The organism is Mycobacterium sp. DL99 (assembly GCF_004762045.1).
Classification (GTDB): Bacteria; Actinomycetota; Actinomycetes; order Mycobacteriales; family Mycobacteriaceae; genus Mycobacterium.
This window is the reverse complement of record NZ_SJOM01000007.1, coordinates 3,457,929-3,484,407: the sequence shown is the minus strand read 5'-3', so window position 1 is coordinate 3,484,407 and position 26,479 is coordinate 3,457,929. Positions and strand designations below refer to the sequence as shown.

Sequence of the window (26,479 nt, the reverse complement as noted above, 5' to 3'; positions counted from 1 at the left end):
CGGCTCCTCGTCAACTCATGCACACGTTGGTGAAGAGCAGGACCGGCCACGAGACGATGGAGCCCAGAAAGGACACCACGGTGTCGGCGCCGTGCAGGCCGGCCAGGTGGCTGGTGTGGGTGAGTGACCAGATCAGGCCGATGAGCAGGTAAGGCACCGCCAGGATGATGGCGGTGCCGAGCCACTCGGCGATCGTCATCTGGAAGCCGAGGATCTTGCGTACTGCGGTCAACATCAGAGCGGGCCCCCGTCGTTGTCAGGCACGCTCTATGTTAATGGGGATTCTCCTCGGCCGCGCCGGAAATTACTTGGGCGGCAGTCCCTTGGCGTAATCGATGCCGCGGGTGACCCACGACTGGAGCTGCCGCCGGGTCTTGATGCCGGGGCCGGCGATCCGCAGCCAGCCCCGCATCTCCCGGCCGCCCATGACCATCGGCTCGACGTGATCGCGTTGCAGCAGTTTCTCGCCGTCGTCGCGCGAGACCCGCACCATCAGGCCGCCTTCCCGGGTCGCCGCGACGGCCATGTTGCCGTTGACCAGAAAAGCCAGCCCACCGAACATGCGCCTCTCGTCGAGACCGCTCTCGGATGCCGTCAACTCGCGGATGCGGTCGGCCAGGTCCGGGTCGAAGGCCATGTCAGTCGAGGTCGATGCGGAGGGTCAGCAGGTCGCTGCCCACGGCGCGGACCACCGCGCTGTTGAGCGTCGGCAGCTCCTTGAGCCGCGCGGCCGGGTCGTCGTCGGGCAGCAGGTGCGCCGTCCCGGTCCGCCAGTGACCGTTGATCCGGAGCCGCACAGCAGGATTGGCCTTGATGTTCAGCACGTAGTGGGATCGTTCGCCGTGCTCGGAGACCATCCAGAACTGATCGCCGATCACCCGGCCGCCCACAGCGGTGTGCCGTGGTTCGCCGGATTTGCGGCCAATGGTCTCCAGCATGGTGACGGGCAGTTGACGGCCGACCGGATTGACGAACCGGCGTTGGGCGCCATGGACGATGCGTCGCTTCAGATCACGAAGATCCACCATGGCGCCACCCTACCGAGCGTCAGTCGGAATCCGTGGACTCCAGCTCGGCGCGGAACTTGGCTTCGCGGGCCAGATGTTGTGGGCGACGCCGCAGCACCAGCCAGGCGATACCCAGGACCAGGAACCACACCGGCGTCACCAGCTCGGCCTGCAGGGTGTCTTCCTTCAACGCGAACGCCACGATCAGGAAGGCGAAGAAGGCCAGGACGACGTAGCACATCACGACGCCGCCGGGCATCTTGAACTTCGAGGCCTCGTGCAGTTCCGGCCGGCGTTTCCGGTACACGAGATAGCTGATCAGGATGACCGACCAGACGAAGATGAAGCACAGCGACGAGATGGTCGTGACCAACGTGAAGGCCGCGACGATCGAGTCGCCGGCCACGACCATGACCACACCCGACAGCAGAAACACCCCGGACAGGAACAATGCGTTTGCGGGCACGCGCCGCGAGGTGAGCCGGCCGAACAGACTCGGCGCGTCACCTTCGGTGGCCAGGCCGTAGACCATCCGGGAGGTCGAATAGATGCCGGAGTTGGCCGACGACGTCGCCGAGGTCAGCACCACGAAGTTGACCACCGATGCCGCGATGCCCAGGCCTGCGAGGCTGAACATGGCCACGAACGGGCTGAGTTTGGGATCGATCTCGCGCCACGGCGTGACCGCGATGATGACGGTCAGGGCGACGACGTAGAAGAGCATGACGCGTACGGGGATCGAATTGATCGCCTTGGGCAGGTTGCGTTCGGGGTCCTTGGCCTCGGCCGCGGTGGTGCCCACCAATTCGATTCCGACGAACGCGAAGGTGGCGATCTGGAAGCCCGCCACGAATCCCATTGGGCCGGTGGGGAAGAACCCGCCGTCGTTCCACAGATTGGCGAACGAGGCCTGGGCGCCGGTGGGCGCTTCGAAACTGGTGAAGATCATGACAAGGCCGATGACGATCAACGTCACGATCGCGATGATCTTGATCAGGGCGAACCAGAACTCGGTCTCGCCGAAGGCTCGCACAGTCGGCAGATTCAGACCGATCAGCACCACGACCGTCGCGAGTGCCGGTATCCACAGCGGGAGATCGGGCCACCAGAAGGCCACATACCCGGCGATCACCACGACGTCGGCAACGCCCGTGACGATCCAGCAGAACCAGTACGTCCAGCCGGTGAAGAAGCCGGCCCACGGGCCGAGCAGGTCGGCGGCGAAGTCGGCGAAGGACTTGTAATGCAGGTTGGACAGCAGCAGCTCGCCCATGGCCCGCATCACGAAGAACAGCATGAAGCCGATGATCATGTAGACGAAGAGGACCGACGGGCCGGCCAGCGAGATGGTCTTGCCGGACCCCATGAACAGGCCCGTTCCGATCGCACCGCCGATCGCGATCAGCTGGATGTGCCGGTTGGACAGCTGGCGCGAGAGGTGTTGTGGCTCGCCGGACGATGCCGGCGATTCCGCTGATTCAGCGGACAGATCACTGGATTGGGACATAACAACCTAAGGATCTCAGGCCCCATGGGGAGCGCGGACTGCGGGCGCCTCCCCGCTCTGTCGTTTTGAACCTGAGAGTTTTCACGAACCGCCGCTATCGGCGCTTCACCTGCCCCTTCGGTGAGCCGGTCCTGGACTGGCCGACTGCTTTCCAGAGGTGCCTAGTCGCGGCGATACGGGGGCCTGAGAGATTCCTGGGGAGGATTTGCTCCTGCGGCGCCCGCCGGCTGGATGGGGCGGGACTCTCCCGCCGCGACTCAACGGCATCTTGAGTTGTGAGCCACTCCGAACCCGGAGTGTGCCGCGCGTCACGTTAGCAGCCGAGTGCGGAATGCGCACCCCCCCTGGTCAACCCTGCCCGCCGAGAGACCGTGTCTGTACGGTGACCGGCCGTCACCTGCGTACATTCACGGTCCCCCGCGCGGTGGCCGTCCTTACGCGGCGGCTGTCGCGAGCTCGGCAGCCGGCTCCAGCGCCGCCGCGATGATGTCAGCCACGTCGGTCATGGGCCTGACCTCCAGCGCATCGAGCACCTCGGCCGGCACGTCGTCCAGGTCGGGCTCGTTGCGCACCGGGATGAACACCGTCTTCAGCCCGGCTCGCTGTGCGGCGAGCAGCTTCTGCTTGACGCCGCCGATCGGCAGCACCCGGCCGTTCAGCGTGACCTCACCGGTCATGCCGACATCGCCGCGCACCTGCCGGCCGGTCGCCATCGACACCAGTGCCGTCACCATCGTGACGCCGGCCGAGGGACCGTCCTTCGGCACCGCGCCCGCGGGGACGTGCACGTGGATCTGGCGGTCCAGCGTCTTGGGGTCGACACCCAACTGCTCGGCGTGGGCCCGCACATAGGACAGCGCGATCTGTGCCGACTCCTTCATGACGTCACCCAATTGACCGGTCAGCTTCAGACCCGGTTCGCCGTCGTTCCCGTTGGCCTCGATGTAGAGCACATCGCCGCCCAGGCCCGTGACGGCCAGGCCGGTCGCCACGCCGGGCACCGCGGTGCGTTCGTCGGATTCCGGTGTGAATCGCGGACGGCCCAGGTACTCAACGAGATCCGGCTCATCGATGACGACCGGAGCGGCCGTCGAGTCCAACTTGGTCGTGACCTTGCGCAGCGCCTTGGCCAGCAGCCGTTCGAACTGCCGCACGCCCGGCTCGCGGGTGTAGTCCGCGGCGATCTTGCGCAGTGCCGCGTCCGTCACACTCACCTCGGAGTCGGTCAGCGCCGCACGCTCGGCCTGCCGGGGCAGCAGGTAGTCACGCGCGATGGCGACCTTGTCGTCCTCGGTGTAGCCGTCGATCTGCACCAACTCCATCCGGTCCAGCAGGGCCGACGGGATGTTCTCGATGACGTTGGCCGTCGCCAGGAACACCACATCCGACAGGTCCAGGTCCAGATCCAGGTAGTGGTCGCGGAACGTGTGGTTCTGTGCCGGGTCCAGTACCTCCAGTAGGGCGGCCGACGGATCGCCGCGGTAGTCCGAGCCCACCTTGTCGATCTCGTCCAGCAGCACAACGGGATTCATCGAACCCGCCTCACCGATGGCCCTCACGATGCGGCCGGGCAGTGCGCCGACGTAGGTACGTCGGTGGCCACGGATCTCGGCCTCGTCACGCACGCCGCCCAGGGCGACGCGCACGAACTTGCGGCCCAGCGCGCGGGCGACGGACTCGCCCAGCGAGGTCTTGCCGACCCCGGGCGGCCCGGCCAGCACCATCACGGCGCCCGAACCGCGCCCACCGACGACGGCCATGCCGCGCTGCGCACGACGGGCTCGCACGGCCAGGTACTCGACGATGCGGTCTTTGACGTCGTCCAGCCCGTGGTGGTCGGCGTCCAGGATCTCGCGGGCACCCTTGAGATCGGTCGAGTCCTCGGTGCGCACGTTCCACGGCAGATCCAGCACGGTGTCCAGCCAGGTGCGGATCCAGCCGCCCTCGGGGCTCTGCTCGCTGGAGCGTTCCAGCTTGCCGACCTCGCGAAGCGCGGCCTCGCGAACCTTCTCGGGCAGGTCGGCGGCCTCCACCCGGGCCCGGTAGTCATCGGACCCTTCCGGTTCACCCTCGCCCAGTTCCTTGCGGATGGCGTTCAACTGCTGGCGCAGCAGGAATTCCTTCTGCTGCTTGTCCATCCCGGCCCGGACGTCCTCGGCGATCTTGTCGTTGACCTCGACCTCGGCCAGGTGCTCGCCGGTCCAGTCGATCAGCAGACGGAGCCGGCGACCCACATCTGAGGTCTCCAGCAGCTCACGCTTCTGCACGTCGGTCAGGTACGAGGCGTAACCGGCCGTGTCGGCCAATGCGGACGGGTCGGTGATCTTGTTGACCACGTCGACGATCTGCCAGGCCTCGCGCCGCTGCAGCATGGCCAGCAGCAGCTTCTTGTATTCGGCAGCCAAGGCCTTGGTCTCGTCGGTCGCCGATTCGGGCTCGGCGGCTTCCTCCACCTCGACCCACAGGGCTGCGCCCGGTCCGGTGGTTCCGGAACCGATGTGGGCACGGCGCTCACCGCGGACGACGGCGGCTTCCGCACCGCCGGGCATGCGCCCGACCTGCACGATCGACGCGATCACACCGTGAGTGGGGTAGCGGTCGTCCAGGCGCGGGGCGATCAGCAGCTTGCCGGATTCGCTGGCCTGGGCGGCGTCGACCGCCGCACGGGCAGCGTCGTCGAGTTCGACGGGCACCACCATTCCGGGCAGGACGATCGGCTCGCTCAGGAACAGGATGGGCACTGCGTTTGATTGGGACATCAAACCTCCAAAGTTCAGTCTGATGCGCTCAACCTTGGCGGGCTCCCGTTTGTTCCCGGAGGAGTTCCCCTTTGGCCCTGGCCCGCTTGGCCACCACGACAGTCGCCGCCATCAGCAGGGCCGTGAAACCCAGCGAAACGACCGTGTTCACGCCATTCGCGATGTCTATGGCCAGGGAGAAGATGATCGCCAGGCTGATCAACATCCCGACCAGCAGGCCGATGCCCCACATCGCTGAGAGCGAAACGTGGACCCGGTGCCTGAACGCCGCCTCGCCGGGTTCGGGAGCCTCGTCGGAGGCGAACCGGACCCGTTCGGCGACGATCTGGGTCAGCGGTTTTCCGATGAAACAACTGCCGAGGAAAACCAGAGCGCCGATGCCGCCGACGAGGGTGTTGCCCGCCATCAGCATCCGGGCGTCCGAGGTGGCCAGGCCCACCGCGAGGCTCAGACCGAAGCTGAGCATCAGGTAGCCCGCGAACGGATCGAGCCGGCGAGCCTTGATCGCGTCATAGGCGACCTTGATTCCCGCGACCACGGTCGCCGTCAGCAGTGCGGCGTACTCGGAGATGCCCGCGGCGCGCAGCCCGTAGTAGGCGATCAGTGGAGGGGCGACATCAAAGAGGATGCCCCGCATCACGGGGCGCAGTGAGTGATCTTGGCTCACCACCACGAAGATATGGACACACCCTGTGAACTGTCTGTGCGCTTGGGGAACGGTGGATCGGTTTCGCGACCACTTCGGAATGTTTTCGGCCGGTGGGTCGTCTTAGGCCTTATGAGCAAAGCAGTCCAATTCGATGAATACGGCGGGATCGACGTCCTGCAGGTGCGTGACGTGCCGAGGCCGGTTCCGGCGGCAGGCGAGGTGCTCGTGGAGGTCCGTGCTGCTGGAATCAACCCGGGCGAGGCCATGATTCGCCGTGGCGCGCTGCACGACCGGTTCCCGGCCGCATTTCCGTCCGGCGAAGGCAGCGACCTCGCGGGTGTGGTGGCCGAACTCGGGCCCGGTGTGAGCGGGTTCGACGTCGGTGACGAGGTACTCGGATACACCGACGATCGCGCCAGCCACGCCGAGTATGTGAGCGTGCCCGCCACCCAGTTGGCTCCCAAACCTGCCGGCCTGCCGTGGGAGGTCGCCGGATCGCTGTATGTCGTGGGTGCCACCGCCTATGCGGCGGTGCGGGCCGTGCGGCTGCAACCCGGGGACACCGTGGCGATCGCGGGTGCCGCGGGTGGTGTCGGCACCATCGCCGTGCAACTCGCCAAGCGTGCCGGTGCCACCGTGCTCGGCATCGCCGGGCCCGACAACGACGACTGGCTCGCCCGGCACGGCGCCGTCCCGGTCAATTACGGCGACGATCTGGCCGCCCGGCTACGCGCCGCGTCCCCGTCGGGTCGCGTCGATGCCCTCCTCGATTTCTTCGGCGGCGGATACGTGAAGCTGGCCGTCGAGGAGTTGGGCGTCGCGCCCGAGCGAGTCGACACCATCATCGACTTCGGCGCCATCGAGGAGTTCGGCGTCCAGGGGGCCGGAAATGCCGAGGGGGCCGACATCGCGATCATCGCCGAGCTGGCCGATCTCGCCGCCAACGGGGAACTCGACGTGCCGATCGCCGGGGTGTTCGCCCTCGACGACGTCCGGGCCGCGTACACCGAGCTGGAAAAGCGGCACACCAGAGGGAAATTGGTGCTGCGTCCGTGACCGGTCCATCGATCGCCGGAACGGTGGTCGCAGTCACCGGAGCCAGCAGTGGCATCGGTGAAGCGACGGCGCGACTTTTGGCAGCGCGGGGCGCGAGGTTGGTCTTGGGCGCCAGGCGAGAAGACCGCCTTGAGCGGATCGCCGCCGAACTCGTAGCGGCGGGATCGAGCGTGGTCGCGCTGGCTGTCGATGTCACCCGCCGGGCCGACGTCGAAATGTTCGTCGAAGCGGCGACGAACGAGTTCGGCCGGCTGGACGTGTTGGTGAACAATGCGGGCATCAGCAAGATCGGGCAGCTGTCCGACGGTGACGTCGACGGGTGGTCGGCGATGATCGACGTCAATCTGCGCGGCGTGTTGCACGGAATCGCAGCGGCCGCACCGGTGTTCCGGCGCCAGGGCCACGGGCATTTCGTCACTACGGTGTCGACCGCCGGGTTGAAGATCGTGCCGGATATGGGCGTCTACGCCGCGACCAAGAATGCGGTACGGACCGTGATGGAGGCACTGCGACAGGAATCCACCGACGGTGTCATCCGGACCACCTCCATCTCACCGGGATTTGTCCGTACGGAGCTCGACGGCTCGATAGATGATCCGGTGCTGCGCGCCCGGATACGTTCCAACATGGACGAATTCGGCCTCCCGGCGGAAGCGGTGGCTCGTGCGGTGGCATTCGCGATCGAGCAGCCACGCGATGTCGAGATCGGCGAAATCGTCATCCGGCCCACCGTTCAGGGCTGAGTTGACGCACATTTGCGCGTAGCATCCAGCCATGAACAGGGGATACGTCGTGGCGTTCGCAGTCGGTGTGATCGTGGCTTTGTTCGGCCTGCTGTGGGCGCTACAGGGATTCGGTGTGGTGCAGGGCAGCCCGATGAGCAACACCACCACCTGGTCGATCATCGGACCGATCACCGCGGTGATCGGCGTCGTGATCGCGGCGTTGAGTTGGCGCAAGATCTCGTCGAAGTAGCCGTAGCAAGGGCCTGCGTTACGCGACGGTGAAATTCACCGAATGCCAACCGGTCGCGCCGTCGGGCACCGTAGGGGCTTCGTCTGATGTCTGGACAGCTCCGGTGTTGTCGGTCGCCCGCACCGTGATGGTGTGTCCGCCCGGGCTGTTCGCCTGCCAGTCGAAGCTCCACAACCGCCATGTCTCGTTGGAGTACGTGTCCCCGAGTTGGGCGGGTTGCCACGGGCTGTCGTCCATTCGGACCTCGACGCCGCGCACGCCGCGGTTCTGCGCCCACGCCACTCCACCGAACGTCGTCGGCCCTACCGGTACTTGTTGGCCGCGTTTTGGAACGTCGATGCGTGACTCGGTTTTGATCGGGCCCCGCGGTGCCCAGCCCTGTTTGGTCCAGTACGCCTCAGCCCGGTCGAAGCGGGTGAGTTCGAGGTCGGTGACCCATTTGGTGGCCGACACGTAGCCGTAGAGTCCGGCCATCACCAGCCTGGCCGGGTAGCCGTGCACGACGGGAAGCGGTTGCCCGTTGAGGCCGACGGCCAACATCGCGTCGCGGCCGTCGCCGATGGCCTCTACCGGGGTACCGACAGTGAATCCGTCGACGGATTTCGACAGCAGCATGTCCGCATCGGGAGATACCCCGGCGGCCCGCAGCAGGTCGGACAGTCGATAACCGGTCCACATTCCCGTCGAGATATATTCGCCACCAACCGGATTGGAGACGCAGGTCAGCGTCACCGCCTTCTCGACGACTTCGAATCGGTCCAGGTCGGCGAAGCTGTAGGTGATCTCGCGGTCCACCATGCCGTGAATGCGCAGCCGCCATTCGTCGCGGCTCAGCTGGGGAACGGAAAGCGCGATGTCGACCCGGTAGAAGTCGGCACCATCGGTGATGAAGCTCGGCAGGGCAACATCTTTCGGCTGCACACCGGCCGGTATCGGCGGAGCGGGTATGCGCGGACGCGGGATCACCGAGACATCGCGCTCGGCCGCCACGGAATTGGTCAAGCGGCCGATGACGACACCCAGCAGCCCGCTCGCCGCCCCGAAGGCCAGCAGGCCGCCGGTGGTGAGCCACATTCGTCGGGTGACGTCGGGTTCGTCACCGCCGTCGGCGGGGCCGGTCTCGGGGACCGTCCACAGCCGCAGCGCAAGGAGACGCAGCACTGCCACGCCGCATGCGGTGCCCGCCACCGTCGGCACGATGTCGGGCAGGGTCGCGCCGGGCCGCGAGAGCACGGCGGCACAGCTGAGAAGTCCTGCGATGACAAAGATCACGCTGCCGACCGGCCGGCGCCGAGTTTCGTAGGTCGCGGCGAGGGCGGCGATGGCCGCGATCACGACCAGGAGGACGACGACGAGGAAGAGCTTGTCCAGGCCGCCCAGCGTTTGAATCACCCATTCTTTGACGGCGCCTGGTGTGCGGTCGACGATCACCGCGCCGACCGCGCCGAGCGGTTGGGCCTGAGTCGGGAACGGAATGCCGACAACCGCCGCGACACCGAGCGAGACCGCGGCGGCCGCAACTCCGCCGAGCATCCGTGCATTCGGCGAGGGCCCGGACGAGGACCTCGACGGGGACTCAGTCATCGCCACCAACGTACTCCGGACACAGGGCAGGGAGCCTGCCGTAGGGGTGACGACAGGCTCCCTGGGTGGGTGGTCTTCTAGGTGGCCGACTGCGCGCCCAGCACCCGCTGGATGTCGGGCTTCATCTGCTCGAGCTGCTGTCCCCAGTAGCTCCAGGCGTGCGTGCCGTTGGAGGGGAAGTTGAACACCCCGTTGGTGCCGCCGGCGGCGATGTAGTTGTCCCGGAAGGTGACGTTGGTGCGCAGTGTCAGGCCTTCGAGGAACTGAGCTGCCATCAGGTTGCCGCCGTTGGTCCCGGAGTCGAGATCCGACGGGGTGCCGGTGCCGCAGTAGATCCAGAGGCGGGTGTTGTTGGCGACCAGCTGGTTGATGTTGACCATCGGGTCATTGCGCTTCCACGCCGGGTCGGTCGACGGTCCCCACATGCTCTCGGCGTTGTAGCCGCCGGCGTCGTTCATCGCCAGCCCGATCAGCATCGGCCACCAGCCCTCGGACGGGTTCAGGAAGCCCGAAAGCGTTCCGGCGTAGATGAACTGCTGCGGGTGATGGATCGCGTAGGTCAGCGCTGCGCTGCCCGCCATCGAGATGCCGACGACCGCGTTGCCGGTCTGCGACACGCCGCGGTTCGCGGCCAGCCAGGTCGGCAGCTCATTGGTCAGGAAGGTCTCCCACTTGTAGGTGTAGTCCTGACCGTTGCCCTTCGAGGGCTGGTACCAGTCGGTGTAGAAGCTGGACTGGCCGCCGACCGGCATGACCACCGACAGGCCCGATCCGTTGTACCACTCGAAGGCGGGGGTGTTGATGTCCCAACCGTTGTAGTCGTCCTGGGCCCGCAGGCCGTCGAGGAGGTACACGGCATGCGGTCCGCCGCCCTGGAACTGGACGCGGATGTTGCGGTTCATCGACGGCGAGAACACGTCGAGGTACTCGACCGGAAGACCCGGGCGGGAGAACGCGCCAGCGGTCGCCGAACCTCCTGCGAGACCGATCAGCGCGGGCAGGGTGGCGGCAGCCATTGCCCCCGCCGCCAGTCGGCGCGTCCACGCTCCGCGAATCTTGTTGAGGAACTTCATAACGGCAACCAACCGTCCTTTCTGCACGTATCCCAAGCAGTTTGCCGCTTGCTTCCGTAGTGAAACACGCGTCCCATCAGTCACACGCGTAACAACACCGCACATGCAGATCGCGGTTTACTAACGGTTGGAACTCGGCGCCGAGACCCTCGGCGACCGCATTCAGCGAGCGGCCGCGACGAGCGCCTGCCTGACGCTGGCCCGGCGCTCCTCGATCGCCCGGCCGATGTCCTGCAGCAGTACCGGCTTCCGCGCCACCAGATCCTCGATGCATTCGCGGTCGAACTGCGCGACGGTGACCTCTGTCAGCGCGTAGGCCGTCGTGATGACCGGCTCGCGGGTCAGGGCGGTCTGCCCGAGGAAGTCACCCTGTTCCAGGGTGAGGACCGGGACGAACAGATCGTCCGCGTCGGCAACGGCCAGCTGTACCGTGCCGGCGACGACGAACGTCATCTTCTTGGGAACCTGACCGACGACCTGGATGATCTCGTCCGTGCCGTACCGGGTGAGACGGACGTACGGTGCCAGATCCTGCTGGTCCTCGGCGCTCAGGCGGAGTGTCGGTGCGATCAGACGGAGCGTCTGCTCTACACGTTCGCTGGTCTCGAACTCGTCCTCGGCCTCGTCCAGATGCAGACCGGCACGCCGCGAGGCGTACCACGTCCAGCGCAGGAACGTGGATCTCGCGCTGAAATCATCGGCGGGCGAGTGCAGTGGGATGAGCGTCTTGTACTGCAACGAGCCGGCCGCAACGGTGGATACCGTTCCGTCGCTTCGTAGTTGAGGTAGGCGGCGGCCCACTTCGTTGAGTACACGGCAGACCTCGTCGGGGGCATCATCGACGGCGAACACCGTGATCACAGAAATGGTGTGCGCGCCTGACGGGCGGCTCAGGTTGGTGAACGATCCGCCGGCCAGCACGGAGTTCGGGATCACCTGCAGGCCGCTTCCGGTGTCGATATGGGTTGCGCGCCAGTTCACCTCCACCACGCGCCCGCGCGCCGATGGCGCATCGACCCAGTCACCGAGTTGGAACGGCTGCTCGAACAACACCAGCAGCCCGGAGATGATCTGGCCGACCGAGTTCTGCAGGGCCAGGCCCAGCACGATCGACGACACTCCCAGGGCCGTGAATAGCCCGCCGATATTGGCGCCCCAGATGTAGGCGAAGATCAAACCGATGCCGATGGCTATCAGTGCGAACCGGGCGACGTCGAGGAAGATCGACGGAATGCGCTTGCGCCAACTGCCTTCCGGAGCACTCTGGAACAGTGTCGCGTTGAGTCCGGACAGCAACAGGACCAGTACGACAAAGCCGAACACCGTCGCCACAATCCGCACCGGCGTGGTTTCCCCGGAGATCTGCATCGCCTGGCTCAGCAGGATCAGCAGCGCACCCAGCGGCAGGATGTAGGTCCGGACCAGGTGCACCGGGCCGGCCAGGAAGCTGCCCCGTCTGCGGAGCGCGTTATGGAGTTCGGTGAGGAGCACCAGACAGACGGGAAATCCGACCGCGACGCCGATCGCCCAGTAGAACCAGGGAGCGTCGAGCAGACCGGTCATCGTCGGTCCTGCAGTTTCCAGATCGGCTGGTCGGTACCGTCGACGTGCACGGTGCCCACCGGCTCGAGGTCGCGGGTATCGCCCATCACCTCGAACACCCGCTCGGTGACGTACACCCCCGGCTGCGGCGAGCCCCGCTGAACCCGGTAGGCGAGGTTGACCGCCGAGCCCCACATGTCGTAGGCCAGGTTGGAGCGTCCGACCAGGCCACTGCTCACCGCGCCGGTGTCGATGCCCGCGCGCAGGTTGAGTGCGGTCCCGGCCTCGGTGTTGAACCGTTCGATGATGCGCTGCATCTCGAGAGCGAAGTCGACGGTACGGCGGACATTGTCGAGCCGTGGGACGCTCAACCCGGAGCTGGCCCAGTAGCCGTTGCGCAGGGTGCGGACCCGTTCCACTCCCAGATCATCTGCGGCGGCGTCGAATTGGTGCACCAAGCGGTTGACGATGGCCAGCGCTTCCTCGGAGGACATTTCGGATGTCAGCTCGTCCAGGCCGACGGTGTCGGCGAACAGGACCGTCACGTTGTGGTGGTCCTGTGCGATCGTCTCCTCGCCGTCGCGGTAACGCTGTACCACCGACTCCGGCATCAGCGTGCGCAGCAGGCGGTCGTTCTCCCGGCGCTGCTCGGCGAGCAGATCTTCCTTGATCGCCAAATTGCGGCTCATGTCGTTGAAAGCTGTTGTCAGATCACCGAACTCGTCCCTCGACTGCACCGGCATCGAGATGTCGTAATCGCCCGCGCCGATCTGCTGGGCGCCGGCCTCCAGCCGGCGCAGCGGTCGGACGAACAGCCGGGCCAACATCATGGCGGCCAGACACACGATGAAGGTGATGATGACGGTCGACAACACCAGGGTGCGGGTGAACGTCGCGACGGGAGCGAATGCCTCGGCCGTGTCGATCTTGGCGATGATCGACCAGTTCAGCCCTTGCAGATTGACCGGTGCGTAGGCCTGCAGCGTCTCATTGCCCAGGTAGTCGTCCTCGATCACGGTGCCGCTCTGGCCGCGCAGGGCCAACCGGGTCGCTGTCGTCTCGACCGGCTGGACCAGCGTGGTCCCGTGCTGACGGAGTGATTTCGCCGCCACCGCCGGTGGGGTGCCGGCATCGACGACGTCGCGTTCGAACTTCTCCGGATTCTCCAGGAACAGCCGTGAATCGGACCGCATCAAACCGTCGGGACCGACCACGAACGTCTCGCCGGTCGCACCCATCCCGGCGGTTTCCCATTGTTTGTCGGCCGTCATGAGCCGGTTGATCTTGGAGATCGGGAACTGCAGGGCGAGTACGCCCTCAACCCGGCCGGGCGGGCCGACCGGCACCATCATCCAGGCTGTGGGCTCATCGGCCGGTTGATAGTCACCGAAGTCGGTGATCCCGACATAGTCGACCGCGTTCGACGCCAGGGTCTTCTCGTACGCGTCCGACAGCAGGCTCTGGCGGTACGGCCCGGTGACGACGTTGGTGCCGAGGTCGATGCCCTTGTACGCGGTGTAGACGACGTTGCCTGCGGTGTCGAGCAGGAGCGCATCCTCGAACTGGAATCGTTCGACGATCTCCCGGAAGTAGTCGTTGAACCGGGCATTCGCGGCCGACCATGCACTGCCGTCACGGGCGTCGTCGGCCCTGATCGCCTTCTCCGGGTCGGCGACCGGCGCCGTGTAGTACGCCTGGAGGTACTTCTGCGCGTTGGTAGTGGGCAGCAGCCGGGACACGTCCACGGCGTCGCCGGTCTGCTTCTGTTCCTGCGGCTCGAACTCGGTGTTGTAGTAGTTGACGATCGACTGCCACTGCTGCGGGTTGATCGTCGAGTTGTTGAGCTGACCGAACGCACCGGAGAACGCCTCGACGGCCTCGATGGTCGTCGTCCCCCGGGTGTAGACGATCAGGGAATCCTCGAGGTCGGCGAACTTCGACTCCAACTGCCGGGTTTGCGATTCCCGAACTTCGGTCAGCCGGTCGAATACCGACTGACGAAGCGACGACCTGCCGGACTGGTATCCGATCGCACCGACGATGGCAGCCGACAGAATGCTGGTCATCAACAGCATCACCAGCAGCTTCGACTGAATGCTGATCCGCGACAGGACGCGCCGACGCGGACTTCTGGTACGAGCGACGTGCTCGACGTCGGCAGTTGTAGTCATTGAATCCCGAAGATTAGCTTGTCGCGATGTATTGCGTGAGGTTGCGCGACAAACTTGAGGTATGAGCGACCCACTCGACTTGCAGAGGTTCGTCGATGCCCAGGCTGGCGTCTACGCCGAAGTTTGCGGCGAGTTGCGGGACGGCCGTAAGCGCAGCCATTGGATCTGGTTCATCTTCCCGCAGCTGCGCGGGCTCGGCCGGAGCCCGACCGCTGCCCACTACGGCATCGCCTCCGCCGAGGAGGCCCGTGCGTATCTGGCGCACCCGACGCTGGGGCCGAGGCTGCGGGAATGCACCCGACTGGTTGCGCAGATCGACGGGCGGACAGCCGAGCAGATCTTCGGTTGGCCGGACTGGCTGAAGGTGCGCTCCAGCATGACGTTGTTCGCCGAGGCCGCCGCGGACCCGGCCGAGCGAGTCGACTTCCAGGCCGTGCTGGACAAGTTCTATGACGGGCTGGAGGATCAGATGACTCTCGAAATGCTCAGTGCGGCTGGATGATCAGCCATCCGTGTGGAGGAACCTCCGTGTGGCTGATGTCCTCGTGCGGCGGTGCACCCGACCCCGCGATCACCCGGCCGGATACTGCCGCGAGATCGGGCAGCGACAGCCGCAGTGGCGCGTCACCGATGTTGAGCGCCACGATCAGGGACTCGGCACCTGCACTGGTTCGGTAGACATAGTGCGTGTTGGTCAGCAGCAACGGCGACGTCGTGGCGGTGTGCAGCCACGGGTGCCGACGGCGCAGCCCGATCAGATATTGATGCAGCCGGAGCGCATCGGAATCATCTGGCGGAGTGGAGAATTCCGGCCGCACGGCATCGTCGCCGCCGCGACGTTCCTCCTTGACGCCCCGGTAGGCCGACTCGTCGCCGGAGTAGATGCTCGGTGTCCCGCCGGTGGTGAGCAACAGCACCAGGGCGTGCTCGAGGTGCGCGGAGTTCTCCAACTGGCTGGCGATCCGGGTCACGTCATGGTTGCCCACGAAGGTCAGCGGCACGAAGGTGTCGAGGAAGTCGTTGTGCCGCTTCAGCGCCCAGTCCAGTTCGTGGAAGTTGCCGTCGTTGAGGCTGCTCCAGATGGCCTTCCACAGCTCGTACTGGGTCACCGAGTCGCAGGTGGCAGCGCGGACTGTCGCGGAATAATCGCCGTGGATCACCTCGCCGACGAACCAGGCATCGGGGAACTCCCGACGCACCGACGGCAACACCTGCGCCCAGAACCGGTCGGGCACCGCATACGCGGCATCGAGGCGCCAACCGTCGGCGCCGCGGCTCAACCAGTGCCGTAGCACCGTGGCGGTGTAGTCCGCCACCGCGGGCTCGTCGTGATTGAGCGCGATCAGCTCCCCGTGCCCTTCGAATGTGTCGAACTGGGATGCGTTGCCGCCGTGCCGAAACCAGTTCGCGGCAGGGTGATCCGGCCCGCCGTCGAGCGCTTGCCGGTACGTGGGGAAGTCGGTGCCCACGTGGTTGAACACGCCGTCGAGCAAGACGCGGAGTCCGCGCTGTCGGGCCTCGGCAACCAGGTGATCGAAGTCGTCGTCGTCACCCAGGCGCGGGTCGATGCGGAAGTGGTCGGTGGTGTCGTAACCGTGGGTTCGTGACGCGAAGATCGGGCCGAGCGCGATGCCGGAGGCGCCGAGCTGCACGGCGTGATCAAGCCAATCGACGATCCGGCGCAACCGGTGCTCGCCGGTGGACGGTGGCTGGTCGGCCGGAAACGCACCGACGAAACCCAGTGGGTAGATCTGCCACCAGATGGCGTGCGCGATCCAGGCGGGCTCAGGCACGGAACTTCGCCGCGTACAGATCCTTCATGGTCTCGGCCAGATCCCGCGCCGGGCCGTCCACCTCGATGCCCGGTGCCACGGTGGTGATCGGCAGCGGTGCCACCGGACCGGCAGGCGCGCCCCAGTCGGACAGCCAGCCACTCAGCTGCGCCGAGGAGGTGGCGTAGACAATTCGGCCGAGGCCGACCCAGGCGTGCGCGGCAGAGCACATCGGGCAGTGCTCGCCTGAGGTGTATACCGTGGCGCGGGCCCGGTCCTCGGGGCTCAGATGTTCGACGGCCCAGCGGGCGATGGCGAATTCGGGATGCTGGGTGGCGTCCCCGTCCTTGACCCTGTTGCGGTCGGTGAACAACGTCGTCCCGGTGTGGTCGACCAGTATCGATCCGAAAGGTTCGTCACCGCTGTCGAGTGCTTCGCGGGCCAACTCGACACATTTGCGCAGCTGACCGAGGTCGTTCTCGCTGATGGCCACGGGGGCGAGTTTACGCCCGGGCCGAAACGCGAACGTTCAGTCGCCGCCGCAACACGGATTCGCCACCTCGAGGCGGCACGCGCAGGAGGCCTGCACCGTGACGTCGGCGCGCGCCTGGGCCAACTCCAGCTGCCGGCCGATGATGACGGCCTCTACGCCGCGGCCCAGCCGGCGAAGACACTCGTGGTAGCCGTGCAGACTCCAGACGTTGTTCGGATGATGGCTGGACCGGCTCAGTGTGGGGTCAAGGCCCAGGTCGGCGGCGTAGACGCGAGCGGCCTCCTCGACACGTCCCTGTTCGAGCAGCAGCGCGCCGTAGGCATGCCGGGTCGGCTGCATCCAGCCCCAGGGTTCGTCGTAGGGCAGGGCGTCGTCGAGTTCGATGGCCCGGCGCAGGTACGTGAAGGCCGTATCGTAATCGCCTTCCCGGTAGGTGATTTCACCGTTGAGCATCTGCTCGGCGATCGCCAGGATGTCCCGGCTGGTGTTGTTGAACAGGTAGCGCGTGTCGGGGATGCGGCGGTACGCCGCGAGGAACTTCTCCCGCTCGGCACGGGCCTGCTCCACCCGTCCGGTGGCCGCGTAGGCGACGCCGCGGCCGTAGTGGATCGTCGCGGTGGTGGTGCAGTAGAGCTCGGGATCTGCGGGCAGCGGTTCGGCGATCAGTTCGTCCCAGCGGCCGAACCGCACCAGCACGTGCACCCGCAAGGGAGCGAAGGCCTCGAGCCAATCTGCCATCGGTGGTGAGGAGACCGACAGCACCTCAGGGGTGAGCTGTGCCGCCAGTTCCTCGGCCGCGTCCAGGGCGATCTGCGAACTGCCCTCGAACATGGCTGAATACACCACGAAATGCAGGTCGTGCGCCCGGTAGAGCGAATAGAAGTTGAGGGGGCCCTCGCGGGCGACGAATTCTCTGTCCGCTTGTACCGCAGCGAGATTGGCAGTCACCGAGTTGTGGTAATCGCCACACAACACATCGATGTGGCTGGCCATGTGCTGCAGGTGGCCGGCGTCGGGCACCAGCCCGCGCAACAGATCGGCAGCGGGCAGCGCCGCCTGCGGCGTCGTCGACATCTCCATCGCGTGGATGTACAGGTGCAACACCCCCGGGTGCTGCCGTCCGGCAGCGGTGGCCAGTGCCGCGTCGAGGATCCGTTTCGCCTCCACCACACGGGATCCCGGGGCGGGGTCACCGGTGCGACCGTCCCATAACGCCCACGCGGTCACGTTGAGCAGGGCATCGGCGGCCAGCGTCTGCACGTCGATGTCCTCGGGGTGGGCGGCGGCCAGGGCCGTCATCGCGTCCGCGTAGTCGGCGTGCCCGGCCGTCAGCGTCTCGGCGTCATCGGGGTCGGCGGTCGGAAATCGCTTGTGTAGAGCGGCGATCAGGTCGCGTTCCAGCGCCGAGGCGCGGCCCGTGGCGGCGTGTTCGAGTTCGGCGCGAGCCCTGGTCAGCGATGTGCTCAGGTCAGTCGGGTCGAACGCGTCCCAGGCCTTGTTGTAGTTGGGGCCGACAGCGTAGGCGATGCCCCAGCGGGCCAGGGCGAAATCCGGGTCGAGCTGCAATGCACGCTCGAAGCAGCGGATGGCCTCCTCGTGGTTGAAGGCATATGACCAGACCATGCCGCGGTCGAACCAGACCTGTGCCGGCGGTGAGGGCGTGTCCGTCGGCCGGTGGTAGCTCCCGAGCCGGTAATACGGTTCGGTCTGGGCGGGATCCGTCACGGTGCTGACGTTAGTTCAGCAGGGATGCGGGTGCGTAGCGTTGAAGGAACCGCTGAGCCGAATTCGAGCTGGCTCGACACCGGCGCGCCGCACATGTTCTAGTTCACCAATGCCGGGATACACCCATGTCGAGGGGCTCAGTTCTGCGGATGTGCAGCGTCTGCGGTCGGTGTGGGCGCCGCTGGCCGATTCGGTTCGGGCGCTGATCGACGCGAGCATCCGTTCGGAGGTCGACGCCGACGAGGTCGCGGCCGTGCAGGCGCAGATCGAGGACGCGACCGCGCGGTTGCGGGCCAGGCAGATCGACGGGCCGTTCGGCGTCCAGTTCACTTCGGACGGGGACCGGATGCCGTGGGGCAACCCGGCGATCGGCATCCGCAACCCGATCGCGCCGCCACTGGTGATGGTGAAAGAAGCAGACGGCGGTGTCCACACCGACTTCCACCTCGGTGCCGCCTACGAAGGACCGCCCGGCCATGTCCACGGCGGCATGGTGGCGATGGTGCTCGATCACGTATTGGGGGAGGTGGCTGCCAGTGACTCGGATCGCCCGCGGTTCACCGGTACCCTGACCATCCGCTATCTGCGGGCCACTCCGTTGGGCGACCTTCACGCCGAGGGGCGGATCACGCGCACGGATGGGATCAAAGCCTTTGCCTCCGGCCATGTTTCAGATGCCGAGGGGATCACTGCCGAGGCTGAGGGGGTTTTCATCCTGCCGAAATGGGCGCGCGGGTGAGCTAGCGCGAGCCGCCGGAAGGCTCGACGTGATCGATCGCGATGTCCTCGAGGCTGCGGGTGATCGTGGTCAACTCGCCGATCAGGATGCGGGCGGCGCCGTTGTCTGCGGACAGTGTCGAGGCCACGTTGTGCACGCGGCGTAGTGCGGTCGACAGTTCGGCGGTATCCAGGCTCCACGGCACGGCGGGGCTCGGCGGGGCTCCGCGCAGCGCCTCCACGTAATCGTCCACCGCGGCGACGAATTCGCCGTGCAGTGCCGACGACGGATGCGTCGGCAGGCTGCCCTCCAGCGTGGTGCAGGCACTGGTCACCGAGTTCAGCGCGGCGCGATAGGACCGCAGCCACCGCCGGAGGATCGGCGGGTCCAGACTGGTCGCGCCCCACGCGGCCTCGAACGCCGCCCGCGCACGGAACGCCCGCTGCCAGGCCGCCGACAGAATCTCGGCCGGGTGGTCGATCTCATGCACGAAGGCCTTGATCACCAGCGCGGCGTAGTCGATCTCGGTCATCAGCAGTTCCCCGGCCCGCTGGCGCAACCGGATCATGGCGTGGTCGGGTAGTGCCACGTGGGCCATCACGGCCAGCGCGCCGCCGATCATCACCGCGAACAGCCGGTCGGCATTGCCTGACCATGGCTCCGATGCGCTCACTCCGATGGCGAACATGACGATCGCGCCCACCGCCGCGCCGACAGCGAGGTAACCGAACTGTGCGACGCCGTAGGCCAGTCCGACGAACAACAGCGCGCATACCGCTGAGCCGATCGGGCCGGGTTGCCAGACGAAGGTGAGGATCGAGGCGACGATGATGCCGACGCAGAGGCCGGCGATGCGACCGGCGCACCGGGTGTAGGTGTGTGCCGTCTCCGGCCGGAGTACCACCACGACTGTCAACGGCATCCAGTAGGCGTGCTCGAGGCCGCCATACCGGGCGGCGGCTACCGTCAGTGCCGTTGTCACCGACAGCCGGATGGCGTGGCGCAGGATCGGGGAGGTCCAGGTCAGGTGGGAGCGCACCACGGCGGGGGCCGAGGCCAGTGAGCCGATCAAATCGGGCCGGTGCAACTGGCCGAACCGCAGGACCGCGGCCTCGCGCAGCTGTTCACAGAACCGTTGTGCCAGCGCCGCTTCGGGACCCGTCACGGCGGCCGCAGCAGTCTGGACGCGCACCAGGGCATGCTCGGCGTCCCGTCGTGCGGTGTGCCCGTGATCGGCGATCGCGTCGAGCAGCACCGCCGCGGCCGTCAGCAGTTGCGGCAGCCCGGTGTCCGCCGCTGATTCGTCATCGGCCTTGTCGTCACGTTCTGCGGTGGCGTGCAGCGAGGCGAGGGTGCCGGCGAGGCGTTCCGGCAGCCGGTATCCGCCGTGGTAGGCCCGCGGCCTCTGGCTCACCTGGCTGTTGGCGAACACCTCACGCAGCCACGTGAGTGGCGCGTCGTCGACGTCGGCGGCGCTGTTCGCCGCGACGTTGCGGGAATCGGTGGCCAATGACCGGTAGGCGCGGGTGAGTCCCTCGCGCTGGGCCCGCCAGCGTCGTGGCGGCCAGACGGCGATGAGCGCCGCCTGCACCACGCCGGCGGCCACCACCAGGGTGGGTGCCAGCAGGGACTGGCCCAGTGTCGGTGCGACCGGTGGTGCCAGCACGAGCAGTGCGCTGGCCGCCGAGGCGACCAGGCCGGAGTTGGCTCCGAGCGACCATTGCATGCCTGCGGCGAAGCACCACAGCGCCACGACCGCGATGAACGCCGGGTTGTGCCCGCCGGCGAGGGTGCCCAGCAGCACCGCGATGGCCAGTTCGACAGAGCCGGTGACAACGAGTGGGACCCGGCCGCCGGGACTGCGCTGCAACGCGATCGCACCGGCGATCACACCGCCGCCCAGCGTCCACATCGCGGTCGCGCCGGTACCCCACGTCAGGGCGACAGCGGTCACTGCCAGGACGCCGATCAGGCTTCGGGCCACCGCACCGGCGTCGGGGGTGTTCAGCCGGAGCGCGTCGGCTGCCTGTCCACCCGTGTGCACCCCACCATTCTCACTCGGCACGGGCCGCCCGTGTGGCAACCACCCACGCGTGGCGCGGATCGGGACGCCGGTAGGTTCTGGAGACCGTGGAGAAAGTCATCGTCCTGCTGCGCGCCGCACAATCGGATCAGCGGTGGTGTGAGCGGCTGCGCACCAGCGTCGCCGACGAGCTGCTGGCGCTCGGGCTACCGGGCCTGACGGTCAATGTCCGTGACGATGCGGTGCGGGAGTCGTTGATGACGTTGACGACGTTGGACCCACCGGTGGTCGCGGTGGTCAGCCTGTGGGTCCAGCAGTACTACGGCGAACAGGCCGTCCGGGCTTTGGAAGTGCTTGCTGCTGAATGTGATTCGCTGGCGGCGTATCTGGTCACCGAATCGGTTCCGATGCCTCCGCCGGCGACCGGGGTGGGGGAGCGGACCGATGGCCTGGCCAATATCGCGCTGCTGCGCCGGCCTTCGGACCTGGACCGGGCCACCTGGCTGCACCGCTGGCACATCGACCACACCTCGGTGGCCATCGAAACCCAGGACACGTTCGGTTACACCCAGAACACCGTGGTCCGTGCGCTGACGGACGATGCCCCGGCGATCGACGGCATCGTGGAGGAGTTGTTCCGCCAGGAGGCGGTGTCGGATCTGCATGCGTTCTTCGGCGCTGCCGACGACGACGATCTGGGCGATCGCATGCGCCGCATGGTGGCCAGCACCGACGCCTTCGGCGCCAGCGGCAATATCGACACGGTGCCGACCAGCCGTTACGTCTACGTCAGCCCCTTCGGCGGCGGGTTGCCCGCACCCGGCCGGCATTAGTGGAACGTGTTCTAGTTAGGCTGCAGCGGCCACGGCGCGTACGCGAGGAGTGAGAGATGATCCTGCTGATCGAGGACAACAATCGGGTTCGCACGCTGACCCTCAACCGTCCCGACGCGCTCAATGCGTTCAATGAGGCGCTCTATGACGAGACGACGGTTGCCCTGCGCGCCGCGGCCGAGGACCCCGATGTGGCCGTGGTGCTGCTGACCGGCGCCGGCCGGGCGTTCAGCGCGGGCAACGACCTCGTCGAGATGCAGACCCGCATCAGTAACCCGGAATCCACCCCGGGTGAGCACGGGTTCTACGGGATGCTCGAGGTGCTCGCCGATTTCCCGAAGCCCTTGATCTGTGCGGTTAATGGGGTCGGCGTGGGTATCGGCGCCACCATCCTCGGGTTCGCCGACCTGGCGTTCATGTCGTCCTCGGCCCGGTTGAAGTGTCCGTTCACCAGCCTGGGGGTGGCGCCTGAGGCGGCCTCGTCGTATCTGATGCCACGGCTGCTGGGTAGGCAGAATGCCGCCTGGCTGCTGATGTCCTCGGAGTGGGTGGGAGCCGCCGAGGCCCGGGAGATGGGCCTGATCTGGAAGGTCTGCGAGCCCGATGACCTCCTGGCCGATGCCCGCCGGTATGCCGAAACCCTGGCGGCCAAGCCGATTTCGAGCCTGATCGCCGTCAAGCAGGCCATGGTGGCGCCCATCCGGGACCAGATCTCGGCGGCCGTGGAACGGGAGAAGGCGTTGTTCGGTGAACTGGTCGGCGCGGCGGCCAACGTCGATGCGCTGGCTCAGTTCGCCGATCGCAAGCGCTAGCGGGTGACGCGTGACGGGCAGCCGTTGAACTCCGAGGGACGCCCGTCGGCCGCCTGATGGGCGGCGATGATGGCGCGGATCGTGCGCCGGCACCGTCCGCAGTCGGCCCCGGCGCCGCAGGCTTCGGCCACCTCTTTCGATGTGGTGGCTCCGGATTCCACGATTTCGTTGACGACCTGACTGGTCGCGCCGGTACAGAGGCAGACGAACATCAGTCGTCCTGCTCGTCGACGTTCATGATGTAGGCCAACTTGCCCACGAACAGGCTCGGGTACGCACCGAAACCGGCCGTGGTCATCCACTCGGCGGCCGCGTCGGGGTGATCGATCCACTGCCGGGCGGCGATCTCGTCGGAGACCTCCTGCAGGATCATCACTTCCTGGCCGTCGTCGAGCGCCTGGTAGACCCAGATCTTGCGGATGCCGCCCTGCTCGAAGCGGTCGAGACCGTCGTGCACTTTGCGCATCAGGGTGGGGACGTCGTCGACGGTGGCCACCGCACCCACGATCACCCCGGCCACGTGACCCTCGGGGGACGGCTCGGTCAGGTCGATTTTCTCGACCACCTCGCCGCCGAATATCGGCGGAATATCTTCGACGCCGGAAATATCGAACCACTCGAAAATCGCTGGTGAACGCAACACGTCGCGGATGGACCGGGCGTGCCGTATGCCGATCGTCACCAATACCCGGCCGGGTTCCCAAATTGATTTGTAGAGCACGACATGATGGGCGCCGATCGATAATAGGCCGGAACGGTGTTTCTTCATCCATTTCCACATTTGTTCGACGTCGTCGACGCGGAAATCGCACGAAAGAATGAGCGAGTGTAAATCGTACTCACTCATTCGTTACCGGCCTTTCTTTGGAAGCACACCAACAGATTAGTGCAGTCTAACCTTAGTTAGGACAGCCAGTCCACTCTTCGTGGCCACGCCTCGCTCCGGGTCGCCGCGAGGGTCGGACAATGTCGCACGGACACGCCGAATTAGCCGACAACCATTGCATGCCACAGTGCTTTCTGCACTAGATTGGATGTGCACGGCATGCGGCAACACTTGACCAGCCCTCAAGGTGCTTAGGAGTCACGATGCAAGGCGATCCGGATGTTCTGAAATTGCTCAATGAGCAATTGACAAGCGAACTCACGGCAATCAATCAGTATTTCCTCCATTCGAAAATGCAGGACAATTGGGGATTTACCGAATTGGCGGAGCACACCCGCTCGGAGTCTTTCGAAGAGATGCGGCACGCGGAGACCATCACCGACCGAATCCTGATCCTGGACGGTCTGCCCAACTATCAGCGGCTGTTTTCGCTGCGCGTCGGCCAGACGCTTCGTGAACAGTTCGAGGCGGACCTGGCGATCGAGTACGAGGTGGTCGCGCGGCTGAAGCCCGGGATCATCATGTGCCGGGAAAAGCAGGACGCCACCTCGGCGAACATCCTGGAAACCATCCTGGCGGACGAGGAAGGTCACATCGACTATCTGGAAACCCAGTTGGAGCTGATGGAGAAGCTGGGCGACGCTCTCTACGCCGCGCAGTGCGTCTCCCGGCCGCCCCATTAGGCCCTGGTAAGCGCCGCCCGTTTCGATCGAAGCCGCCCTGGGTAGCCGGTGACCCAGGGCGGTTTTGTTCGTGCTGTAACTTTCATAGCTTGTCTAACGATAGTCATGGTTGAACTGGCAGGCTGGTGAAAGGAAGACATGTCGAGCCCATCAACCACCGCCGAGCAGACCTCCGGCGCAGCGCTGCTGAGTGTGCGCAGGCGCAACCTCGTGTTCGTCGCCGTTCTGCTCGGCATGCTGCTGGCGTCGCTGAACCAGACCATCGTCGCCACGGCCCTGCCGACCGTGGTGGCGGATCTCGGCGGTGCGGGCCATCAGGCGTGGGTCGTGACGAGCTACCTGCTCGCCTCCACCGTCGTCACCGCCGTGGTCGGGAAGGTCGGCGACATCTTCGGCCGCAAGGTGGTGTACCAGGCCGCGGTCCTGTGCTTCCTCATCGGATCGGTCCTGAGCGGTCTGTCCGGTTCGATGGCCATGTTGGTGGCGGCGCGGGCACTGCAGGGGATCGGCGGCGGCGCGATCATGGTGACCTCCTCGGCCCTGATCGCCGAAGTCATCCCGCTGCGCGACCGTGGGCGGTATCAGGGTGCGCTCGGGGCGGTGTTCGGTGTCACGACCGTGGCGGGTCCGCTGCTGGGCGGCTTCGTCACCGATCACCTCGGCTGGCGGTGGGCGTTCTGGCTCAGCATCCCGGTCGGCCTGGTTGTGCTCGTGGTCGCGGCCGCCACCATCCCGGCACTGACGTCCCGGCCGGCACGTCCGGTGATCGATTACGCCGGAATCGTCTGGGTCGGAATCGGGGCGTCCGGCCTCACCCTGGCCACCAGCCTCGGCGGCGAGTTGGCTTGGACGTCACCGACGATCGTCGGACTCGTGGTCGGGTCGATCCTGGCCCTGGCGATGTTCGTGCGGGCGGAAACCAAGGCAGCCGAACCGATTCTGCCGATGCGCCTGTTCCGGAACCCGGTCTTCACCATGTGCTGCGTGCTGTCGCTGGTGGTCGGCTTCGCGATGCTCGGTGCACTGACCTTCATGCCGACGTTCATGCAGTTCGTGGACGGTGTGTCACCGTCGGAATCCGGACTGCGGACGATGCCGATGGTGATCGGGCTGCTGATCACCTCGACCGTCAGCGGCAGCCTGGTGGGCCGCACGGGTCGCTACAAGATCTATCCGATCGCCGGTACGGCGATCATGCTCGTCGGCTTCGTGCTGCTGTCGCGGATGAATGCCGCGACACCGATCCCGCTGCAATCGCTGTACCTGTTGATCCTGGGCGCCGGTATCGGCATGTGCATGCAGGTGCTCGTCCTCATCGTGCAGAACACGTCCGATTTCTCGGATCTGGGCGTCGCGACGTCCGGGGTGACGTTCTTCCGGACCATCGGGAGTTCCTTCGGTGCCGCCATTTTCGGCTCGCTGTTCGTCGGATTCCTGTCGGACCGGCTGCCGGGGGCGCTCGCGGCCAGCGGCGCCCCGCCCGTCGCGGGTGCGTCGCCCAAGGCCTTGCACGAGCTGCCGCCCGAGGTCGCGGCCCCGATCGTGAACGCCTACGCCGACGCGCTGGACCTGGTGTTCCTGTGTGCCGCGCCGGTGGCACTGGTCGGCCTGATCGTGGCGCTGTTCCTCAAAGAGGTGCCCTTGCTCGAGGCGGAGGCCACGCTGGCGGCCGATCTCGGCGAGGGCTTCGGCATGCCGAGTTCCGAATCTGCCGACCAGGTGCTGGAAAACGTGGTCAGCCGGCTGATGCGCAGTTCACCGGAGATCCGGCTGCGAAACGTGGCCGGCGGGCCGGGGTGCGAGCTGGACGTGGCCGGGTTGTGGGCGCTGCTCAAGATTTACCGGCACAGCCAGATTTTCGGTACAGCCCGCCTGACCGAGATCGCGGACCGGCTCGCTGTGCCGTTCGAAGTGCTCGAGCCGACCTTCAACCGGCTAGTGCGGGACGGTTACGTGTTGCGCACCGGGGACAGCCTGTGGCTGACCCAGAGTGGGGTACGGCAGGTCGACGGCGTGTCCGCGGCGCTGGTAGGGCGAATCGTCGACAAGCTGGGCGAATCCCCGTCCTTCGAAGGCCGCCCGGACCGGGCCCAGGTGGAGGCCGCGCTCGAGCGCATCGCCCACCGGATCGTGGTGCAACGGGACTGGGGTGACGAGGACCGGGCCACCGAGCTGAATAGCTCGGGACCGAAAAACTAGAACTTGTTCCAG

The 26,479-nt window shown here is 66.4% G+C and carries 25 protein-coding genes and 1 riboswitch; of the genes, 9 read left to right on the top strand and 16 right to left on the bottom strand.

Going from position 1 to position 26,479, the window contains the following annotated elements; genetic code table 11:
- Positions 1 to 10 precede the first annotated feature (10 nt).
- From EYZ64_RS17195 to EYZ64_RS17170, 6 genes are all read right to left on the bottom strand, one after another.
- Positions 11 to 235, bottom strand: a complete 225-nt coding sequence (locus EYZ64_RS17195) for a hypothetical protein (RefSeq protein WP_135455048.1) — start codon at positions 233 to 235, stop codon at positions 11 to 13.
- Between the two features lie 69 nt (positions 236 to 304).
- Positions 305 to 637: a TfoX/Sxy family protein gene (locus EYZ64_RS17190; RefSeq protein WP_135455046.1), complete on the bottom strand. Its 333-nt coding sequence runs from the start codon at positions 635 to 637 to the stop codon at positions 305 to 307.
- 1 nt (position 638) lies between these two features.
- Positions 639 to 1,028 (bottom strand): nitroreductase/quinone reductase family protein, encoded by a 390-nt coding sequence (locus EYZ64_RS17185; RefSeq protein ID WP_135455044.1) that lies wholly within the window; start codon positions 1,026 to 1,028, stop codon positions 639 to 641.
- Between the two features lie 19 nt (positions 1,029 to 1,047).
- The gene (gene cycA / locus EYZ64_RS17180) at positions 1,048 to 2,514 is read right to left on the bottom strand and encodes a D-serine/D-alanine/glycine transporter (RefSeq protein ID WP_286175021.1); all 1,467 of its coding nucleotides are present in this window, start codon (positions 2,512 to 2,514) and stop codon (positions 1,048 to 1,050) included.
- 161 nt (positions 2,515 to 2,675) lie between these two features.
- Positions 2,676 to 2,774, bottom strand: a riboswitch (glycine riboswitch).
- A gap of 174 nt (positions 2,775 to 2,948) precedes the next feature.
- Positions 2,949 to 5,273 (bottom strand): endopeptidase La, encoded by a 2,325-nt coding sequence (gene lon, locus EYZ64_RS17175; protein ID WP_135455042.1) that lies wholly within the window; start codon positions 5,271 to 5,273, stop codon positions 2,949 to 2,951.
- Between the two features lie 28 nt (positions 5,274 to 5,301).
- Complete coding sequence (locus EYZ64_RS17170) at positions 5,302 to 5,940, bottom strand: VC0807 family protein (protein ID WP_286175020.1); 639 nt, start codon at positions 5,938 to 5,940, stop codon at positions 5,302 to 5,304.
- 111 nt (positions 5,941 to 6,051) lie between these two features.
- Between EYZ64_RS17170 and EYZ64_RS17165 the strand changes: the two genes are divergently transcribed.
- Genes EYZ64_RS17165 through EYZ64_RS17155 form a run of 3 tightly spaced genes read left to right on the top strand, consistent with a single transcriptional unit; the run spans position 6,052 to position 7,953 of the window.
- Positions 6,052 to 6,978, top strand: coding sequence for an NADP-dependent oxidoreductase (locus tag EYZ64_RS17165; RefSeq protein WP_135455040.1), 927 nt, complete (start codon positions 6,052 to 6,054; stop codon positions 6,976 to 6,978).
- Positions 6,975 to 7,721 (top strand): SDR family oxidoreductase, encoded by a 747-nt coding sequence (locus tag EYZ64_RS17160; RefSeq protein ID WP_135455038.1) that lies wholly within the window; start codon positions 6,975 to 6,977, stop codon positions 7,719 to 7,721. The genes EYZ64_RS17165 and EYZ64_RS17160 overlap by 4 nt, the downstream gene beginning before the upstream one ends.
- Before the next feature lie 31 nt (positions 7,722 to 7,752).
- Positions 7,753 to 7,953, top strand: a complete 201-nt coding sequence (locus tag EYZ64_RS17155; RefSeq protein WP_135455037.1) for a hypothetical protein — start codon at positions 7,753 to 7,755, stop codon at positions 7,951 to 7,953.
- A gap of 18 nt (positions 7,954 to 7,971) precedes the next feature.
- Here the strand turns inward: EYZ64_RS17155 and EYZ64_RS17150 are convergent, their stop codons facing one another.
- From EYZ64_RS17150 to EYZ64_RS17135, 4 genes are all read right to left on the bottom strand, one after another.
- Entirely contained in the window at positions 7,972 to 9,537 is a 1,566-nt protein-coding gene (locus EYZ64_RS17150) for a molybdopterin-dependent oxidoreductase (RefSeq protein ID WP_286175018.1), read from the bottom strand.
- Positions 9,538 to 9,614: 77 nt separating this feature from the next.
- Positions 9,615 to 10,610, bottom strand: a complete 996-nt coding sequence (locus EYZ64_RS17145; protein ID WP_135455035.1) for an esterase family protein — start codon at positions 10,608 to 10,610, stop codon at positions 9,615 to 9,617.
- A gap of 162 nt (positions 10,611 to 10,772) precedes the next feature.
- A complete protein-coding gene (locus EYZ64_RS17140; protein ID WP_135455033.1) occupies positions 10,773 to 12,173 on the bottom strand; it encodes a mechanosensitive ion channel family protein in 1,401 nt (466 codons plus the stop codon).
- Positions 12,170 to 14,323, bottom strand: a complete 2,154-nt coding sequence (locus EYZ64_RS17135; protein WP_135455031.1) for an adenylate/guanylate cyclase domain-containing protein — start codon at positions 14,321 to 14,323, stop codon at positions 12,170 to 12,172. Before EYZ64_RS17135 ends, EYZ64_RS17140 begins: the two co-directional genes overlap by 4 nt.
- A 61-nt stretch (positions 14,324 to 14,384) precedes the next feature.
- Between EYZ64_RS17135 and EYZ64_RS17130 the strand changes: the two genes are divergently transcribed.
- Positions 14,385 to 14,825, top strand: a complete 441-nt coding sequence (locus tag EYZ64_RS17130) for a DUF1810 domain-containing protein (protein WP_135455029.1) — start codon at positions 14,385 to 14,387, stop codon at positions 14,823 to 14,825.
- Here EYZ64_RS17130 and EYZ64_RS17125 read toward each other — a convergent pair.
- Genes EYZ64_RS17125 through EYZ64_RS17115 form a run of 3 tightly spaced genes read right to left on the bottom strand, consistent with a single transcriptional unit; the run spans position 14,809 to position 18,313 of the window.
- Positions 14,809 to 16,116: an alpha-amylase family protein gene (locus EYZ64_RS17125; RefSeq protein ID WP_135455027.1), complete on the bottom strand. Its 1,308-nt coding sequence runs from the start codon at positions 16,114 to 16,116 to the stop codon at positions 14,809 to 14,811. The two genes, EYZ64_RS17130 and EYZ64_RS17125, sit on opposite strands and share 17 nt — an antisense overlap.
- Positions 16,109 to 16,588, bottom strand: coding sequence for a nucleoside deaminase (locus tag EYZ64_RS17120; RefSeq protein ID WP_135455025.1), 480 nt, complete (start codon positions 16,586 to 16,588; stop codon positions 16,109 to 16,111). Before EYZ64_RS17120 ends, EYZ64_RS17125 begins: the two co-directional genes overlap by 8 nt.
- A gap of 36 nt (positions 16,589 to 16,624) precedes the next feature.
- Positions 16,625 to 18,313 carry a tetratricopeptide repeat protein gene (locus EYZ64_RS17115; protein WP_135455022.1) on the bottom strand — a complete coding sequence of 563 codons (1,689 nt, stop codon included), beginning with the start codon at positions 18,311 to 18,313 and terminating at the stop codon, positions 16,625 to 16,627.
- A 109-nt stretch (positions 18,314 to 18,422) separates the two neighbouring features.
- Between EYZ64_RS17115 and EYZ64_RS17110 the strand changes: the two genes are divergently transcribed.
- Positions 18,423 to 19,052: a PaaI family thioesterase gene (locus EYZ64_RS17110; RefSeq protein WP_135455020.1), complete on the top strand. Its 630-nt coding sequence runs from the start codon at positions 18,423 to 18,425 to the stop codon at positions 19,050 to 19,052.
- Position 19,053: 1 nt separating this feature from the next.
- Here the strand turns inward: EYZ64_RS17110 and EYZ64_RS17105 are convergent, their stop codons facing one another.
- Positions 19,054 to 21,075 (bottom strand): FUSC family protein, encoded by a 2,022-nt coding sequence (locus EYZ64_RS17105; RefSeq protein WP_135455018.1) that lies wholly within the window; start codon positions 21,073 to 21,075, stop codon positions 19,054 to 19,056.
- An 86-nt stretch (positions 21,076 to 21,161) separates the two neighbouring features.
- Here EYZ64_RS17105 and EYZ64_RS17100 point away from each other — a divergent pair, with 86 nt between their 5' ends.
- Both EYZ64_RS17100 and EYZ64_RS17095 read left to right on the top strand, forming a co-directional pair.
- Positions 21,162 to 21,887: an EthD domain-containing protein gene (locus tag EYZ64_RS17100; RefSeq protein WP_135455016.1), complete on the top strand. Its 726-nt coding sequence runs from the start codon at positions 21,162 to 21,164 to the stop codon at positions 21,885 to 21,887.
- Positions 21,888 to 21,943: 56 nt separating this feature from the next.
- Positions 21,944 to 22,699 carry an enoyl-CoA hydratase/isomerase family protein gene (locus EYZ64_RS17095; protein WP_135455014.1) on the top strand — a complete coding sequence of 252 codons (756 nt, stop codon included), beginning with the start codon at positions 21,944 to 21,946 and terminating at the stop codon, positions 22,697 to 22,699.
- Here the strand turns inward: EYZ64_RS17095 and EYZ64_RS17090 are convergent.
- Positions 22,696 to 22,911, bottom strand: a complete 216-nt coding sequence (locus tag EYZ64_RS17090; protein WP_135455012.1) for a (2Fe-2S)-binding protein — start codon at positions 22,909 to 22,911, stop codon at positions 22,696 to 22,698. The two genes, EYZ64_RS17095 and EYZ64_RS17090, sit on opposite strands and share 4 nt — an antisense overlap.
- Positions 22,911 to 23,546: a fatty-acid--CoA ligase gene (locus EYZ64_RS17085; protein WP_135455010.1), complete on the bottom strand. Its 636-nt coding sequence runs from the start codon at positions 23,544 to 23,546 to the stop codon at positions 22,911 to 22,913. The genes EYZ64_RS17090 and EYZ64_RS17085 overlap by 1 nt, the downstream gene beginning before the upstream one ends.
- A gap of 242 nt (positions 23,547 to 23,788) precedes the next feature.
- On the opposite strand from EYZ64_RS17085, the gene bfr reads away from it, so the two are divergent.
- Complete coding sequence (gene bfr / locus EYZ64_RS17080; RefSeq protein ID WP_135455007.1) at positions 23,789 to 24,268, top strand: bacterioferritin; 480 nt, start codon at positions 23,789 to 23,791, stop codon at positions 24,266 to 24,268.
- 138 nt (positions 24,269 to 24,406) lie between these two features.
- Positions 24,407 to 26,467, top strand: a complete 2,061-nt coding sequence (locus tag EYZ64_RS17075; protein ID WP_135455005.1) for an MDR family MFS transporter — start codon at positions 24,407 to 24,409, stop codon at positions 26,465 to 26,467.
- Positions 26,468 to 26,479 lie beyond the last annotated feature (12 nt).

Bases quoted from the DNA above. Each gene is read 5' to 3' on its own strand.
- EYZ64_RS17195 (WP_135455048.1), bottom strand. From the start codon at position 235: ATGTTGACCGCAGTACGCAAGATCCTCGGCTTCCAGATGACGATCGCC.
- EYZ64_RS17190 (WP_135455046.1), bottom strand. From the start codon at position 637: ATGGCCTTCGACCCGGACCTGGCCGACCGCATCCGCGAGTTGACGGCA.
- EYZ64_RS17185 (WP_135455044.1), bottom strand. From the start codon at position 1,028: ATGGTGGATCTTCGTGATCTGAAGCGACGCATCGTCCATGGCGCCCAA.
- cycA (WP_286175021.1), bottom strand. From the start codon at position 2,514: ATGTCCCAATCCAGTGATCTGTCCGCTGAATCAGCGGAATCGCCGGCA.
- lon (WP_135455042.1), bottom strand. From the start codon at position 5,273: ATGTCCCAATCAAACGCAGTGCCCATCCTGTTCCTGAGCGAGCCGATC.
- EYZ64_RS17165 (WP_135455040.1), top strand. From the start codon at position 6,052: ATGAGCAAAGCAGTCCAATTCGATGAATACGGCGGGATCGACGTCCTG.
- EYZ64_RS17155 (WP_135455037.1), top strand. From the start codon at position 7,753: ATGAACAGGGGATACGTCGTGGCGTTCGCAGTCGGTGTGATCGTGGCT.
- EYZ64_RS17150 (WP_286175018.1), bottom strand. From the start codon at position 9,537: ATGACTGAGTCCCCGTCGAGGTCCTCGTCCGGGCCCTCGCCGAATGCA.
- EYZ64_RS17145 (WP_135455035.1), bottom strand. From the start codon at position 10,610: ATGAAGTTCCTCAACAAGATTCGCGGAGCGTGGACGCGCCGACTGGCG.
- EYZ64_RS17140 (WP_135455033.1), bottom strand. From the start codon at position 12,173: ATGACCGGTCTGCTCGACGCTCCCTGGTTCTACTGGGCGATCGGCGTC.
- EYZ64_RS17135 (WP_135455031.1), bottom strand. From the start codon at position 14,323: ATGACTACAACTGCCGACGTCGAGCACGTCGCTCGTACCAGAAGTCCG.
- EYZ64_RS17130 (WP_135455029.1), top strand. From the start codon at position 14,385: ATGAGCGACCCACTCGACTTGCAGAGGTTCGTCGATGCCCAGGCTGGC.
- EYZ64_RS17110 (WP_135455020.1), top strand. From the start codon at position 18,423: ATGCCGGGATACACCCATGTCGAGGGGCTCAGTTCTGCGGATGTGCAG.
- EYZ64_RS17095 (WP_135455014.1), top strand. From the start codon at position 21,944: ATGATCCTGCTGATCGAGGACAACAATCGGGTTCGCACGCTGACCCTC.
- EYZ64_RS17090 (WP_135455012.1), bottom strand. From the start codon at position 22,911: ATGTTCGTCTGCCTCTGTACCGGCGCGACCAGTCAGGTCGTCAACGAA.
- EYZ64_RS17085 (WP_135455010.1), bottom strand. From the start codon at position 23,546: ATGAGTGAGTACGATTTACACTCGCTCATTCTTTCGTGCGATTTCCGC.
- bfr (WP_135455007.1), top strand. From the start codon at position 23,789: ATGCAAGGCGATCCGGATGTTCTGAAATTGCTCAATGAGCAATTGACA.
- EYZ64_RS17075 (WP_135455005.1), top strand. From the start codon at position 24,407: ATGTCGAGCCCATCAACCACCGCCGAGCAGACCTCCGGCGCAGCGCTG.